Annotated in this window: 13 protein-coding genes; 10 read left to right on the top strand and 3 right to left on the bottom strand. The window is 73.0% G+C overall.

Translation table 11 applies throughout. The features are described from left to right. Window positions 1-19 precede the first annotated feature (19 nt). From bioB to bioD, 3 genes are read left to right on the top strand one after another with little or no spacing between them, the layout of a single operon-like run. On the top strand, window positions 20-1,216 hold the full coding sequence (gene bioB / locus ACIBVL_RS30885; protein WP_399102137.1) for a biotin synthase BioB: 1,197 nt from the start codon (window positions 20-22) through the stop codon (window positions 1,214-1,216). Continuing rightward, on the top strand, window positions 1,209-2,489 hold the full coding sequence (locus tag ACIBVL_RS30880; protein WP_399102134.1) for an adenosylmethionine--8-amino-7-oxononanoate transaminase: 1,281 nt from the start codon (window positions 1,209-1,211) through the stop codon (window positions 2,487-2,489). The genes bioB and ACIBVL_RS30880 overlap by 8 nt, the downstream gene beginning before the upstream one ends. A 2-nt stretch (window positions 2,490-2,491) precedes the next feature. Further along, the gene (gene bioD / locus ACIBVL_RS30875) at window positions 2,492-3,208 is read left to right on the top strand and encodes a dethiobiotin synthase (protein WP_399102384.1); all 717 of its coding nucleotides are present in this window, start codon (window positions 2,492-2,494) and stop codon (window positions 3,206-3,208) included. Window positions 3,209-3,255: 47 nt separating this feature from the next. Here the strand turns inward: bioD and ACIBVL_RS30870 are convergent, their stop codons facing one another. Continuing rightward, complete coding sequence (locus ACIBVL_RS30870; protein ID WP_399102132.1) at window positions 3,256-5,472, bottom strand: LuxR C-terminal-related transcriptional regulator; 2,217 nt, start codon at window positions 5,470-5,472, stop codon at window positions 3,256-3,258. A 175-nt stretch (window positions 5,473-5,647) separates the two neighbouring features. On the opposite strand from ACIBVL_RS30870, the gene ACIBVL_RS30865 reads away from it, so the two are divergent. Then, window positions 5,648-6,334, top strand: coding sequence for an esterase/lipase family protein (locus ACIBVL_RS30865; RefSeq protein WP_399102130.1), 687 nt, complete (start codon window positions 5,648-5,650; stop codon window positions 6,332-6,334). Between the two features lie 78 nt (window positions 6,335-6,412). Further along, complete coding sequence (locus tag ACIBVL_RS30860; RefSeq protein WP_399102128.1) at window positions 6,413-7,090, top strand: class I SAM-dependent methyltransferase; 678 nt, start codon at window positions 6,413-6,415, stop codon at window positions 7,088-7,090. Here ACIBVL_RS30860 and ACIBVL_RS30855 read toward each other — a convergent pair. Continuing rightward, window positions 7,085-7,459, bottom strand: a complete 375-nt coding sequence (locus tag ACIBVL_RS30855; RefSeq protein ID WP_399102126.1) for a fic family toxin-antitoxin system, toxin component — start codon at window positions 7,457-7,459, stop codon at window positions 7,085-7,087. The two genes, ACIBVL_RS30860 and ACIBVL_RS30855, sit on opposite strands and share 6 nt — an antisense overlap. A 4-nt stretch (window positions 7,460-7,463) precedes the next feature. After that, complete coding sequence (locus ACIBVL_RS30850) at window positions 7,464-7,691, bottom strand: antitoxin (protein WP_399102124.1); 228 nt, start codon at window positions 7,689-7,691, stop codon at window positions 7,464-7,466. 119 nt (window positions 7,692-7,810) lie between these two features. Here ACIBVL_RS30850 and ACIBVL_RS30845 point away from each other — a divergent pair, with 119 nt between their 5' ends. From ACIBVL_RS30845 to ACIBVL_RS30825, 5 genes are all read left to right on the top strand, one after another. After that, on the top strand, window positions 7,811-8,626 hold the full coding sequence (locus ACIBVL_RS30845) for an ABC transporter ATP-binding protein (RefSeq protein ID WP_399102122.1): 816 nt from the start codon (window positions 7,811-7,813) through the stop codon (window positions 8,624-8,626). A gap of 4 nt (window positions 8,627-8,630) precedes the next feature. Continuing rightward, window positions 8,631-11,198, top strand: a complete 2,568-nt coding sequence (locus ACIBVL_RS30840; RefSeq protein WP_399102120.1) for an ABC transporter permease — start codon at window positions 8,631-8,633, stop codon at window positions 11,196-11,198. A 105-nt stretch (window positions 11,199-11,303) separates the two neighbouring features. After that, a complete protein-coding gene (locus ACIBVL_RS30835) occupies window positions 11,304-11,729 on the top strand; it encodes a GNAT family N-acetyltransferase (RefSeq protein WP_399102118.1) in 426 nt (141 codons plus the stop codon). Window positions 11,730-11,899: 170 nt separating this feature from the next. After that, window positions 11,900-13,237 carry a hemolysin family protein gene (locus tag ACIBVL_RS30830; RefSeq protein ID WP_399102116.1) on the top strand — a complete coding sequence of 446 codons (1,338 nt, stop codon included), beginning with the start codon at window positions 11,900-11,902 and terminating at the stop codon, window positions 13,235-13,237. Beyond that, window positions 13,234-14,247 carry a hemolysin family protein gene (locus ACIBVL_RS30825; protein WP_399102114.1) on the top strand — a complete coding sequence of 338 codons (1,014 nt, stop codon included), beginning with the start codon at window positions 13,234-13,236 and terminating at the stop codon, window positions 14,245-14,247. Before ACIBVL_RS30830 ends, ACIBVL_RS30825 begins: the two co-directional genes overlap by 4 nt. The last annotated feature ends 47 nt before the right edge of the window (window positions 14,248-14,294 follow it).

Raw genomic sequence — 14,294 nt, 5'->3', positions numbered from 1 at the left:
TAAGACAGGATCGGCTTTCATGGACCTGCTGAACACGCTGGTGGACAAGGGGCTTCGGCGCGAGCTGCCGACCCGCGAGGAAGCGCTGGCCGTCCTGGCCACTTCCGACGACGACGTGCTGGACGTGGTGGCCGCGGCCGGGAAGGTGCGCCGGCACTGGTTCGGACGACGGGTGAAACTCAACTACCTCGTCAATCTCAAGTCGGGGCTGTGTCCCGAGGACTGTTCGTACTGCTCCCAGCGGCTCGGCTCCACCGCCGGGATCCTGAAGTACACCTGGCTGAAGCCGGACGAGGCCTCCCGGGCGGCGGCGGCCGGGCTGGCAGGCGGCGCCAAGCGGGTCTGCCTGGTGGCGTCCGGGCGCGGTCCCACCGACCGTGACGTGGACCGTGTCTCCGAGACCATCAAGACGATCAAGGACCAGAACGAGGGCGTCGAGGTGTGCGCCTGCCTCGGACTGCTCTCCGACGGGCAGGCCGAGCGGCTGCGCGAGGCGGGCGCGGACGCCTACAACCACAACCTCAACACGTCCGAGTCGACGTACGGGGACATCACGACCACGCACACCTACGCCGACCGTGTCGACACCGTGAGCAAGGCGCACGCGGCCGGCCTGTCGGCCTGCTCCGGTCTGATCGCCGGCATGGGCGAGAGCGACGAGGACCTGGTCGACGTGGTCTTCTCGCTGCGCGCGCTGGACCCGGACTCGGTGCCGGTCAACTTCCTGATCCCGGTCGAGGGCACCCCGCTCGCCAAGGAGTGGAACCTGACCCCGCAGCGCTGTCTGCGCATCCTGGCGATGGTCCGGTTCGTGTGCCCGGACGTGGAGGTGCGCATCGCGGGCGGCCGCGAGGTCCATCTGCGCACGATGCAGCCGCTCGCCCTGCACCTGGCCAACTCGATCTTCCTCGGCGACTACCTCACCACCGAGGGGCAGGCCGGCCGGGCCGACCTGGAGATGATCGCGGACGCGGGCTTCGAGGTGGAGGGCGCGGGCGAGGTGACGCTGCCGGAACACCGGGTGGCCGCGGGCGGGGGCTGCGGGTCCCACGAAGGCGGCTGCGGATCGCACGAGAGCGCGGGCTGCGGGTCCCATGACGGGGACGGTGTGTGCGGTACCGCCGCTGCCGCCGCTCCGGCGGCGAGCGAGCCGCGGACGGACCTGGTCGCCGTGCGCCGCCGCGGCGCCGGTACCGACCTCGCGCCCAATGCCTGAGCTGTCCCTCTCCCGGCTGCTGGAGCTGGACCGGCGGCATGTCTGGCATCCGTACGGTCCGATGCCCGGCCGGGTGGACCCGCTCGTCGTGGAGTCGGCGAGCGGGGTCCGGCTGCGGCTCGCCGACGGCTCCGGCGAGCTGGTCGACGGCATGTCGTCCTGGTGGTCGGCGATCCACGGCTACAACCACCCGGTGCTGAACGAGGCCGCACGGGAACAGCTCGGGCGGATGAGCCATGTGATGTTCGGGGGGCTGACGCACGAGCCCGCGGTACGGCTGGCAAAGCTCCTTGTCGACATGTCTCCTGATGGCCTGGAGCATGCCTTCCTCGCCGACTCGGGCTCCGTGTCGGTCGAGGTCGCGGTGAAGATGTGCCTGCAGTACTGGCGCTCGCTCGGGCGGCCGGGCAAGCAGCGGCTGCTGACCTGGCGCGGCGGTTACCACGGCGACACCTGGCAGCCGATGTCGGTGTGCGACCCCGAGGGCGGGATGCACGACCTGTGGACCGGGGTGCTGCCCCGTCAGGTCTTCGTGGACCCGCCTCCGGTCGCGTACGAGGAGGCGTACGCCGAACGGCTGCGGGCCGCGATCGAGCGGCACGCGGACGAACTGGCGGCGGTGATCGTGGAGCCGGTGGTGCAGGGTGCGGGCGGGATGCGGTTCCACTCCCCCGCCTATCTGCGGGTGCTGCGCGAGGCGTGCGACGCGCACGACGTGCTGCTGGTGTTCGACGAGATCGCCACCGGGTTCGGCCGCACCGGCGCCCTGTTCGCGGCGGAGCACGCGGCGGTCACCCCGGACGTGATGTGTGTGGGCAAGGCGCTGACCGGCGGATACCTGACGATGGCGGCGACGCTGTGCACGTCCCGGGTGGCCGACGGGATCTCACGGGGCGAGGTGCCGGTCCTCGCCCACGGCCCGACCTTCATGGGCAACCCCCTGGCGGCCGCCGTGGCCTGTGCCTCGATCGAGCTGCTGCTCGGGCAGGACTGGCACGCGGAGGTCAAGCGGATCGAGGCGGGCCTGCGGGACGGGCTGGCGCCGGCCGCCGGGATCCCCGGTGTGCGGGACGTCCGCGTCCTCGGTGCGATCGGGGTCGTCCAGCTCGACCACGCCGTGGACATGAAGGCGGCCACGGCGGCGGCCGTGCGCGAGGGCGTCTGGCTGCGCCCGTTCCGCGACCTGGTCTACACGATGCCGCCCTACGTCACCGGCGACGCGGACGTGGCACGGATCACGCGCGCGGTGAGCGCGGCGGCGCGGGAGGGATGAGCATGCCGATCCTGGTGATCACGGGAACGGGCACGGAGGTCGGCAAGACCGTGACCACGGCGGCCGTCGCCGCCTCCGCGCTGGCGGCGGGCAGGACGGTGGCCGTCCTGAAGGCCGCGCAGACCGGCGTACGGCCGGACGAGCGCGGGGACGCCGACGAGGTCGCGCGGCTCGCGGGCGCGGTCACGGCGGCCGAGGTCGCCCGCTACCCCGAGCCGCTGGCCCCGGCGACGGCGGCCCGGCGGGCGGGGCTCGCGCCGGTGCGGCCGCACGACGTCGTGGAGGCGGCGCAGAAGCTGGCCGCCGAGCACGATGTGGTGCTCGTCGAGGGGGCGGGCGGGCTGCTCGTACGGTTCGACGAGGCGGGCGGGACGCTGGCCGACGTGGCTCGGGCGCTGCGGGCGCCGGTGCTGGTGGTGGCCTCGGCGGGCCTGGGCACGCTGAACACGACGGAGCTGACCGCCCGTGAACTGCGGTCGCGAAGCGTGGAGTTGCTCGGTGTCGTGATCGGAGGCTGGCCCGACTCGCCCGATCTGGCGATGCGTTGCAATATCACCGACCTGCCGGACGTCGCCGGGGCCCCGCTGCTGGGGGCGCTGCCGATGGGCGCGGGCGCGCTGGCCCCCGCCGACTTCCGCACCGCGGCGCCCGGTTGGCTGGCGCCGCGGCTGGACGGGACGTGGGAGGCGGACGCGTTCCGCGAGCGCGCCGCACGCTAGTGCCGGGGCGGGCGACGTTTGCCTGCGGACGTCGCCCGCCGTGGCACCTAGGAGGTGTCCGCCTCGGCCAGGAGCCGTACCAGCTCGATGCGGGAGCGGATGTCGAGGCGGGTGAAGACGCCGCGCAGATGGTGGTCGATGGTGCGGGGGCTGAGGGCGAGGCGGGCGGCGATCTCGCGGTTGGTGGCGCCCTCGGCGGCCATCCGGGCGACGAGCAGTTGCTGGGCGGTCAGCCGGCTGGTCGCGGGCTCGGTCCTCCGGGCGGGGGTGGCGGGGGCGCCGAGGGCGCGGAGTTCCGCGCGGGCCGCGTCGGCGCAGTGGGGGGCGCCGAAGGACTCGAACGCCTCCCGCGCGCTGTGCAGCCGGTCGCGGGCCTCCGCGCGCCGGCGCAGTCGCCGCAGGGCGCTGCCGAACAGCAGTTCCGTGCGGGCGCGTTCGAAGGCGCGGGTACCGTCGGCATGCAGGTCGAGGGCGGTGCGGTAGTGCTCCAGGGCGTCGGCGCCCGGTGTGAGCAGGGCGCGGCAGCGGGCGCTGAGGGCGAGGTCGTCGGGGCTGCGGACGGCGCGGGCCCAGCGGTCGTAGTCGGCGTGTGCGGCGCGGGCGATCCGCGTGTCGCCGGCGCGTACGGCGGCCTCGACGTAGTGCGGGGTGGCCAGGTGACGGACGGCCCGGTGGCCGTGGCCGGGGCCGAAGGCGGCGAGGGCGCGCAGCCGGGCCGCGGCGGCGCCGAAGCGTCCCGCTCCCAGCTCGAGGAGGGCGAGCGCCCACTGGGCGAGCGCGGCGGGCAGGCCGAGACCGTGGGCGAGGGCGTACGACCGTGCCGCCGCCGCGCGTTCCCGGCACAGGTCGCCGTCGCCGGTGAGCGCGGCGAACATCGCGAGGGCGGCCTGGAGATGGCAGGCGCCGTTGTCCTGTCCGGTGGCGTACGCCTGCCGTAGGGCGTCCAGCGCGGCGGTCTCGGCGGCGCGCGGGCGGCCGGTCCAGAAGTCGGCGTAGGCGCGGAACTCCATCGCCTGGGAGACGGTCGCCACGCGGCCGCTCGTGCGGGCGGCGGCCGCTGCCCGCACGGTGGCGGTGGCGGCGCGGGTGTGGTCGCCGAGCATCAGGGCGGCGATCCCGGCGTGCAGGAGGAGGGTCGGGTCACCGCCCGGTCCGCACCGCCCGGCGGTCGCCTCCAGCAGGTCGCGGGCGTCCTCGTACCGCCCGTCGACGGCGGCGGCGATCCCGCCGAGCACTCCTGGGGGCGCGATGCCGAGCCGCCGTGCGACGAGCACGGCTTCCCGGCATCGGCGCAGGTCACCTGTGTAGACGGCGGCTTCCGTGGCGCGGGCCAGGAGGTGTTCGGCGGCGGGGTCGGCGTGGGCGGCTGTTCGGGGGACGGGGGCGGAAAGGGGCGCGGTCGGCGGGTCGGCCGCCTCTCCCGGCGGGTCGGTGGCGGTGGGGTTCCGGTCGGGTGCTCGTCCTGCGCCCGCCAGCAGGGCGTCGAACGCCTCTCCGGCCTGGCCGGTGCGCAGGGCCAGGAGGCCGTTGAGCGCCTCGGCCTCCGTGTGGGCGGCGAGGGTGCGGGAGCGGTCGGAGTCGCCGGCGTGCCAGGCGTCGGCCGCCGCGTGGGCGAGGAGGCGGGACCGGTGGCGGGGGTCCGGGCAGAGCGCGGCGGCACGTTCGGTGAGGGCGGCGGCGAGGGCCGGGTCGGCGGCCCGGCGGGCCCGCTCGGCGGCCGCCGTCAGCTCCGCGGCGAGCCGCCCGCTGGGGCCGAGGGCGCCCGCCCCCCGGTGCCAGGAGCGGCGGGGCAGTTCGGCGTGGTCGTGCAGGACGCGGGCCAGCAGTCGGTGGACGTCACGCCGGTCGGCCGGTGCGGCCGTCTCGTACGCGGCGATCCGGGTCCAGGCGTCACGGAAGCCGACCCCGCCCGCGGTCCCGTGGGCGATCCCGGCCGCCTCGGCGGGTTCCAGCCGCCGGGTGTCCAGGCGGGCGGCGGCGACGGCACGCAGGAAGGCGTGGGTGGCCACGGGGTACTGGTCGGCGGCGGCGAGGAGCAGCAGCAGCCGGGTGTCGTCGGGCAGGGCGCGGATCTCCCGGCGGTGGCCGCGCAGGAGGCCGGGGGCCAGGTCGGCGGGGTGGGTGGGCAGGGGGTCGAGGCCGGCCGCCTGCCGGTCGGTGAGCCGCGCGGCGAGTTCGGCGGCGGCGCGCTGATCGCCGTATACGAGACGCAGCACGCGCACTCGGACGCCCTCGGGGAGGGACGCGGCAGGGTGCGGCCACATGTCCGGGAGCGGCGGTGGCGAAGCGCCCTGGAGGCGTGGGGGGTTTACAGGAGTCACCACACAACTGACGTTACTGGCGGGTTACTTGAACAGTAAAGACCGGCGATTTCACCGATGCGGCGCGCGTAGATCCGACCGGACACTCCTGGCAACCCGTCCCGTTTCAGGAGGCATCATGCAGCGCCGCAAGCGTCGCATCGCCGCGGTCCTCTCGGCCGTGGCCTCTTCGCTCCTTCTGTCACTGTCGTTCTCCGCCCCCACAGCGCAGGCCGCGACCCACGATCCGGTCGTCTTCGTGCACGGCATCAGCAGTTCGTCCAGCAGCTGGGACGACTGGGTCGACGACTTCAAGGCCGACGGCTATACCGCCGCCGAGCTGGACGCGTGGACCTACAGCTGGTCCCAGTCGAACGCCACGACCGCCTCGCAGCTCGCCACCGAGATCAAGAACGTGCTCGCGAGAACCGGTGCGAGCAAGGTCGACGTCGTCATCCACTCGATGGGCGCGCTGAGCGCCCGCTACTACCTCAAGAACCTCGGCGGGACGGCTTACGTGGACGACTTCGTCTCCGTGGCGGGCGTCAACCACGGCACCTCGGTCGCCTCCTGGTGCAGCTGGCTGTACGCCTCCTGCTCCGAGATGGTCACCGGCAGCTCGTTCCTCACCGCGCTCAACTCCGGTGACGAGACGCCGGGCAGCGTGAACTACGCGACCTACTGGTCGAACTGCGACGCGGCCATCGACCCGGACTCCTCGGCGCTGCTGAGCGGGGCCACCAACGTCGGTGTCGGCTGCGTCTCGCACAACGACATGAACAACGACTACGGCGTCTACGAGCAGGTGCGCGACTTCATCCGGTAGGACCGGTGCGACAGCGGGGGTGCGGCGGGACCGTTCGGGGGAGAATCCCGGTAGGCCCGTCCTGCCCGGGAGGTCGTCATGCCGATACGGTCCGCCGGCTCCGGCCAGGTGTCCGGTGATCCCGTCCACCACCCGCTGTTCGCCCGCTGCTACGCCGCGCTCGGCACGGCCGCGGAGTCCCGGGCCGGTCTCGCCGATGTGCGGGAGCGGCTGCTCGCCGGGCTCTCCGGCCGGGTCGTCGAGATCGGCGCGGGCAACGGACTGAACTTCGCGCACTATCCGGGCGCCGTCTCGGAGGTCGTCGCGATCGAACCGGAGCGCCGGATGCGGCAGCTGGCGCTGGAGGCGGCCCTGCGCGCCGAGACGCCCGTCGACGTGGTGCCGGGAGTGGCGGAGGCGCTGCCGGTCAAGAGCGAGGCGTTCGACGCGGCGGTGGTCTCGCTGGTGCTGTGCAGTGTGCGGGACGTGCCGCGCGCGCTGGGCGAGCTGCGGCGCGTCCTGCGTCCGGGCGGCGAGCTGCGCTTCCTCGAACACGGTCCCGGCGGCGGCCGGGCGATGCGCGCCACCCAGCGCGCCCTGGACCGCACGCTCTGGCCGTACCTGGCCGGCGGCTGTCATCTCACCCGCGACGCCGTCGGCGCGCTGCGGGACGCCGGGTTCGAACTCGGCCCGTACCGGCGGGTGTCACTGCCGGAGAAGGGGCCGAGGCTCCCCTTCTCGTACGCCGTGCTCGGTACGGCCCGCCGGCCCTCATAGGCTCCACTGGCGCAGTTCCCGGGCGATGTCGGCCACCGACGCCTCGCCGTTCTTGACCAGGCGGGCCAGATCCCGGACCTGTTCGGGAGAGGTGACCACCTTCAGGCCGCTGGCGACGAGGTAGGCGTAGGCGACCGCGCAGGCGAAGAGCGCGTTGGAGCGCTCCAGCGCCGGGACGTGGATGAGGAGTTGGAGCAGCGCGGCCGCTCGGGCCTGCGGATCGTCGTAGACGGGGACGTCGAAGATCTCGGCCTGGTGGCGTGCCACCGCTGCGACCAGGGCACCCCAGTCGGTGACCTGAGGGTCCCCGGGCGTCTTCTGCTCGGCGAGCATGAGGAGCCAGGCGAGATCGATACGGAGGTTGCTCAAGGGATCAGCGGCGACCTTCGCGGTCGGCGCCGAGTTCCTCGGCGAAGACGTTCTCGTACTGCTTCATGAAGTCGGCGGCGGCCTCCACGAAGGTGTGGCCCACTTCCCCGGCGTCCTGTCTGACCAGCTCCTCGATGTAGCGGTTGACACTCATGCCGCGGGCCGTGGCGCGCTCGCGGGCGGCCCGGGCCGTGCCCTCGTCGACGCGTACGTTCAGCTGGGTCTTCGCCATACCTTGACGCTAGCGCCGAGGTGCTAGCAGCGGCAAGGGCGCGCCGGGACCGAAAAGCGATACCGGATGTGGGCCGGGTCACACTAATCTCGGACATCCATGCGAGCGAGGAGGCCTCCTTGTCCACAGCAGCCTTGTCCAAAGCCGACGGGGTCGCCGCCCGGGCCCACGGTCTGACCAAGGCATACGGCTCCGGCGAGACCGCGGTGCTGGCCCTGGACTCCGTGGACGTCGACATCGCGCGCGGCCGCTTCACCGCGGTCATGGGGCCCTCGGGGTCCGGGAAGTCCACGCTGATGCACTGTCTGGCCGGCCTGGACACCGTCTCCGCCGGTCAGGTGTGGCTCGGCGACACGGAGATCACGGGGCTGAAGGACCGGGAGCTGACCCGGCTGCGGCGGGACCGGATCGGGTTCATGTTCCAGTCGTTCAACCTGATCCCCACGCTGAACGCGGTCGAGAACATCACCCTGCCCATGGACATCGCGGGCCGCAGACCCGACCAGGAGTGGCTGGACCAGGTCATCGACACGCTGGGGCTGCGGGAGCGGCTGAAGCACCGGCCGTCCCAGCTCTCCGGCGGTCAGCAGCAGCGGGTGGCCTGCGCCCGGGCGCTGGTCTCCCGTCCCGAGCTGATCTTCGCCGACGAGCCGACCGGCAACCTGGACTCGCGGGCAGGCCTGGAGGTCCTCGCGTTCCTGCGCCGGGCGGTGGACGACCTCGGCCAGACGGTCGTCATGGTCACCCACGACCCGGGCGCCGCCGCCCACTCCGACCTGGTGCTCTTCCTGGCGGACGGCCGGATAGTGGACAGGATGGAACACCCCACGGCGGAGGCGGTACTAGAACGCATGCGCCTCTTCACCGGGGAAGGCTCCCGGACCGCCGGGCCGGACGCCGCCGCCCCGGTGGACGGCTCCCCCGAGGAGGACTGACCCGGTGCTGAAGGCGACGCTCAGGAGTTTCCTCGCGCACAAGGGACGGCTGCTGCTGTCGGCCCTCGCCGTCGTCCTGTCGGTGGCGTTCGTCGCGGGCAGTCTGATCTTCTCCGACACGGTGACCCGTACCTTCGACCGGCTCTTCGCGTCCACCTCGGCCGATGTGACGGTCGAGCCCAGGGACGACCTGAACTCCAACGTGCCCAGCGGCGCGGTCCAGACGGTCCCCGCCTCCCTCGCCGCGCGCGTCGCCGACGTGGACGGCGTCGCCTCCGCCCACGCGGACGTCAGCGTCGAGAACATCACCGTCGTCGACAGCGACAACAAGTCCGTCGGCCCCACCACCGGCGCCCCCACCATCGCCACCGACTGGTACCTCACCCACCGCAGCCCCGTGAAGCTGACCTCCGGCCACGCCCCGCAGGGCGCCGGCCAGGCCATGCTCGACGCCGACACCGCCGACAAGAAGCACGTGGGCATCGGCGACACACTCACCGTGCTGGCCCAGCCGGGCTCCTTCAAGGTCGAGATCGTCGGCATCGCCACCTTCACCACCACCAACCCCGGTGCGGCCCTGGTCTTCCTCGACCCCAAGGTCGCCGCGACCGAACTCCTCGGCTCGGCGGACAAGGCCACGAGCGTCTCCGCCGACGCCGCGCAGGGCGTGTCCGACGCCGAGCTCAAGCGGCGGGTGAGCGCGGCGATCGGTTCCGGGCCGTACGAGGTGAAGACCGCCGACGAGCAGGCGAAGTCGTCGGCGGAGTCCCTGGGCGGGTTCCTCGACGTGATCAAGTACGTGATGCTCGGGTTCGCGGGCATCGCCGTTCTGGTCGGCGTGTTCCTGATCGTGAACACGTTCTCGATGCTGATCGCGCAGCGCACCCGCGAACTGGGTCTGCTGCGCGCGCTCGGCGCCGACCGCCGTCAGGTGCGCCGCTCGGTGCTGACCGAGGCGGTGCTGCTCGGGCTGGTCGGCTCCACGCTCGGTCTCGCGGCCGGCATCGGTCTCGCGGCCGGGCTGATCAAGCTGATGAGCGTGTTCGGCATGAACCTGAAGACCACGGAGATGGCCGTCGGCTGGGCGACCCCGGTGGCGGCGTACGCCGTCGGCGTCGGCGTCACCTTCGTGGCCGCCTACCTCCCGGCCCGGCGCGCGGCCACCGTCTCGCCGATGGCGGCCCTGGCGGACGCGGACATCGCCGGGGTCGGCCGGCCGCTGAAGGTGCGCGCGGTGGTCGGATCGGTCGTCGGGGCGCTCGGCGTGGCCGCGCTCCTGGGCTGCGTGTCCTCGTCGAAGACGGCGTCCGCGGCCTCCCTGCTGGGCCTCGGCGTGGTCCTGACGCTGATCGCGACCGTGATCGCGGGCCCCTTGCTGGTGCGCCCCGTGATCCGGGTCCTCGGCGCCGCCTTCCCGGCCCTGTTCGGCTCGGTCGGCCGGATGAGCCAGCGCAACGCCCTGCGCAACCCCCGCCGTACGGGTGCCACCGCCGCCGCGCTGATGGTGGGTCTGGCCCTGGTGGGCGGCATGTCGGTGGCGAGCGCCTCGATGTCGAAGTCGTTCGACGAGCAGATCGACAAGACGCTCGGCGCGGACTTCGTGATCCAGAACGCCAACTTCACGCCGTTCTCCCAGGAGGTGACCGACGCCGTCCGGGACACCGACGGGGTCGGTCTCGTCGTACGGCAGCGCTTCGCGCCCATGGCCGTACGGCTGCCGGACGGCAAGCGGATCGAGACGACCGCCTCCGGATACGACGACCGGGTCGACGACGTCGCCCATGTCACGTACGCCGAGGGCAGCTCGGCGGCGGCGCTGGCGGACGGCGCGATCGGCATGGACGTCGACTTCGCCAAGGACCACGGGGTGCGGCTGGGCAGCGTGCTGCCGGTGGAGTTCCCCGGCGACCGCAGGACCTCACTGAAGGTGGGCGCGCTCACCGACCAGGACTCCGCCGGTGGGTTCAACATGCAGGGCGGCCTGTTCCTGGGGTTCGGGACCGTCGAGAAGTACGTGCCCGGGGGGCAGGACTCCGCCCTGTACGTGAACGCGGCCCCCGGCACGAGCGCCGACCGGCTGCGCCCCCGCCTGGAGAAGACGCTCGACCCGTATCCGCAGGTGCAGGTGCGCGACCAGGCCGACTACAAGAAGCTGGTCCACGACCAGATCGCCGTCCTGCTGTACCTGGTGTACGCGCTGCTCGGGCTCGCGATCGTCATCGCCGTGCTCGGCGTGGTCAACACGCTGGCGCTGTCCGTGGTGGAGCGCACCCGCGAGATCGGGCTGCTGCGGGCGATCGGGCTGGCCCGGCGCCAGCTGCGGCGGATGATCCGGCTGGAGTCGGTGGTGATCGCGGTGTTCGGCGCGGTCCTGGGGCTGGCGCTGGGACTGGTGTGGGGCGTGTGCATCCAGCAGGTGCTGGCCCTGCAGGGCATGAAGGCGCTGGCGGTCCCGTGGACCACGATCGTCGCGGTCGTCGTCGGCTCGGCGGTGGTCGGCGTGGTGGCGGCCCTGCTGCCCGCCCTGCGCGCGTCCCGGATGAACGTGCTGGCGGCGATCGCGCACGAGTGAGACGCACGGGTCGTCGCCGCGGGGTCGGGGAGCGTCCGGTTCCGGGCTTCCGTCCGGATCCTGGAATTCCCCGCCCCGGGACGGCACCGGTGATCTGATCGTCACATGTCTGATCTGCGTATACGGGCCGCGACGCCCGACGACCTGGACACCGTCCTCGCCTTCTGGAAGAACGCCGCCGAGGGCACGAGCATCAGCGACGACCGCGCCGGTGTGGAGCGGCTGGTCGCCCGTGACCCCGAGGCGCTGATCCTCGCCGAGCACGGTGGCGAGCTGGTCGGCACGGTGATCGCGGGATTCGACGGGTGGCGGTGCCATCTGTACCGGCTGGCGGTGCACCCGGAGCGCCGTCGGCAGGGCATCGGATCGGCGCTGCTCGCCGCCGCCGAGGACAGGTTCGTACGGCTCGGCGGGCGGCGCGCGGACGCGATGGTGCTCGTCCGGAACGAGACGGCGCATCATGCGTGGCGCGCCGCGGGGTACGCGCCGGAGGAGAAGTGGCGGCGCTGGGTGAAGCCGCTCGCCGACTGAACAGCGCCCCTTTGCCGATCCTTTACCATGAGGGGACCGCGCCGTCCTTGTGCGGTCCCCCGACGACTTGAAAGGTGTGAGCGTCCGCCCATGGGCGAGCCTCCCAGTAGCCGTACGCGACATCGCGCGATCCGCCCCGCCCTGCCGGACCATGGGACGGAGGTGGACCGATGACGGAAGTGCTCCTGCTGCTGGTGGCGATCCTGCTGTCGATCGCGTGCGGCGCCTTCGTCGCCGCCGAGTTCTCGCTGACCACGGTCGAGCGCGGGGAGCTGGAGCGGGCGGCGGAGCGGGGCGAGCGGGGCGCGGCCGGCGCGCTGAAGGCCGTACGGAATCTCACGTTCCAGCTCTCCGGGGCCCAGCTCGGCATCACCGTCACCAACCTGGTGGTCGGCATGCTCGCCGAGCCGTCGATCGCCAAGCTGATCGCCGGGCCGCTGAAGTCGATCGGCCTGTCGGGCACCGCGTCGGAGTCGGTCGCGCTGGTGCTCGGCACGGCCCTGTCGACCGTGTTCCTGATGGTCGTCGGCGAGCTGGTGCCCAAGAACTGGGCGATCTCCTCGCCGCTGCCCGTGGCCAAGTCCGTGGGCAACGCCCAGCGCTGGTTCAGCGGGGCCTTCCGGCCCTTCATCACCCACCTCAACAACACCGCGAACCGGGTCGTGCGCCGCTTCGGCGTGGAGCCCACCGAGGAGCTGGCCGCCGCCCGCGGGCCCCAGGAGCTGGCGGCCCTGGCCCGGCACTCGGCACGGGAGGGCGCTCTGGAGGCGGACACCGCCGAGCTGTTCGTGCGGACCCTGAACCTGGCCGACCTGACCGCGGAGAACGTGATGACCCCCCGCGTCCAGGTGATCGCCCTCGACGCCCAGGCGACCTGCGAGGACGTGGCGAACGCGACCCGGGCGACGGGCCTGTCGCGCTTCCCCGTCTTCCGCGGCACCCTCGACGCGGTGGTCGGCACCGCGCACATCAAGGACGCGCTGGCGGTCCGCGCCGACCGCCGCGTGCGTGTGCCCGTCGCGGAGATCATGCGCGAACCGCTCCTGGTCCCCGAGTCACTGACCGTGGACCGGCTGCTGGACCGGCTGTCCGGCAAGCGGACCATGGCCGTGGTCATCGACGAGTACGGCGGCACGGCGGGCGTGGCCACCTTGGAGGACATCGTCGAGGAGGTCGTCGGCGAGGTCCGCGACGAGCACGACCCGCACGAGACGCCCGACCTGGCCCCCGCGGGCACGGACGACGACGGCCGCATCCTGTACTCGGCCGACGGCGCCGCCCGCATCGACCAGCTCGCGAGCGTGGGTCTGCACGCCCCCGAGGGGCCCTACGAGACGCTCGCCGGCCTCCTGGCCACCGAGCTGGGCCGCATACCGGCCGTCGGTGACACCGTCGAGGCCACCGGCTGGCGGATGGACGTGGTCGACGCGTCCGGCCACCGCGCCGCGCGGGTGCTGCTGCACGCGCCCCTCGACGACGCCCCGCGGGACGGGGAGGAGGACCTGTGACCGCCGTACAGCTGCTGATCGCTCTGGCGACCCTGGTCGTCAACGCCTTCTTCGTCGGCGCGGAGTTCGCGCTGATCTCCGTACGCCGTTCCCAGATCGAGCCGTACGCCGACCAGGGCGACCGGCGCGCCAAGAGCGTGCTGTGGGGGTTGCGCCACGTGTCCGCGCTGATGGCGGCCGCACAGCTCGGCATCACCCTGTGCACCCTGGTCCTCGGTGTGGTCGCCGAACCGGCGATCGCGCATCTGCTGGAGCCGGTGTTCCACGCGATCGGCGTGCCCGAGAGCGCGGGCCACGCGGTGTCCTTCGTGATCGCGCTGATGCTGGCGACGTATCTGCACATGCTCCTCGGCGAGATGGTGCCGAAGAACATCGCGCTCGCGGAGCCGGTGCGCACCGCACTGCTGCTCGGCCCGCCGCTGGTCACGCTGTCGCGGGCGCTGCGCCCGGTGATCTTCGCGATCAACGCGTTCGCCAACGCTCTGCTGAAGCTGCTGCGGATCGAGACCAAGGACGAGGTCACCGCGGCCTTCTCGGACGCCCAGCTCGCCCAGATCGTCAAGGACGCCGGTGAGGCGGGCCTCATCGACGACCGTGCCCGGGAGCGCCTGCACGACGCCCTGGAGCTGGGCCGACGCCCGGTGCGGGACGTCGTCCTACCGCTGGAACGGGTCCTGTACGCACGCGTGGGAGTCACGCCGGAGGAGCTGGAAGGGCTCGCGGCCGAGTCCGGGTTCTCCCGCTTCCCCGTCGTCGACGAGGGGCGCCGGATCGTCGGCTACCTGCATGTGAAGGACGCGCTGGACGCCTCGCCGCGGAACGTGCCGTTCCGGCTGCGGGACATGCGGCCCATCGCGCGCGTCAGGGAGACGACACCCCTGGACGACGTCCTCACCGCGATGCGGGGCAGCCGTACGCACCTGGCGGCCGTGCTCGGCGCCGACGGACGGCTGGCGGGGCTGGTAACCATGGAGGACGTGCTGCGGGAGCTGTTCGGACAGCGGGCGTGAGACCGCGCACCCGGCGGGGGTGACCGACCGGTGGGTATGGGACTCGG

Origin of the sequence: Streptomyces sp. NPDC049687 (assembly GCF_044465285.1) — a bacterium.
In the GTDB taxonomy this organism is placed as follows: Bacteria; Actinomycetota; Actinomycetes; order Streptomycetales; family Streptomycetaceae; genus Streptomyces.
Note: the sequence above shows the minus strand (reverse complement) of the source record. Positions and strands in the feature narration are given on the sequence as shown.

What these genes read in the sequence shown, in the direction of transcription:
- bioB (WP_399102137.1), top strand. Translation starts at nt 20, where the DNA reads ATGGACCTGCTGAACACGCTGGTGGACAAGGGGCTTCGGCGCGAGCTG.
- ACIBVL_RS30880 (WP_399102134.1), top strand. Translation starts at nt 1,209, where the DNA reads ATGCCTGAGCTGTCCCTCTCCCGGCTGCTGGAGCTGGACCGGCGGCAT.
- bioD (WP_399102384.1), top strand. Translation starts at nt 2,492, where the DNA reads ATGCCGATCCTGGTGATCACGGGAACGGGCACGGAGGTCGGCAAGACC.
- ACIBVL_RS30870 (WP_399102132.1), bottom strand. Translation starts at nt 5,472, where the DNA reads ATGTGGCCGCACCCTGCCGCGTCCCTCCCCGAGGGCGTCCGAGTGCGC.
- ACIBVL_RS30865 (WP_399102130.1), top strand. Translation starts at nt 5,648, where the DNA reads ATGCAGCGCCGCAAGCGTCGCATCGCCGCGGTCCTCTCGGCCGTGGCC.
- ACIBVL_RS30860 (WP_399102128.1), top strand. Translation starts at nt 6,413, where the DNA reads ATGCCGATACGGTCCGCCGGCTCCGGCCAGGTGTCCGGTGATCCCGTC.
- ACIBVL_RS30850 (WP_399102124.1), bottom strand. Translation starts at nt 7,691, where the DNA reads ATGGCGAAGACCCAGCTGAACGTACGCGTCGACGAGGGCACGGCCCGG.
- ACIBVL_RS30835 (WP_399102118.1), top strand. Translation starts at nt 11,304, where the DNA reads ATGTCTGATCTGCGTATACGGGCCGCGACGCCCGACGACCTGGACACC.
- ACIBVL_RS30830 (WP_399102116.1), top strand. Translation starts at nt 11,900, where the DNA reads ATGACGGAAGTGCTCCTGCTGCTGGTGGCGATCCTGCTGTCGATCGCG.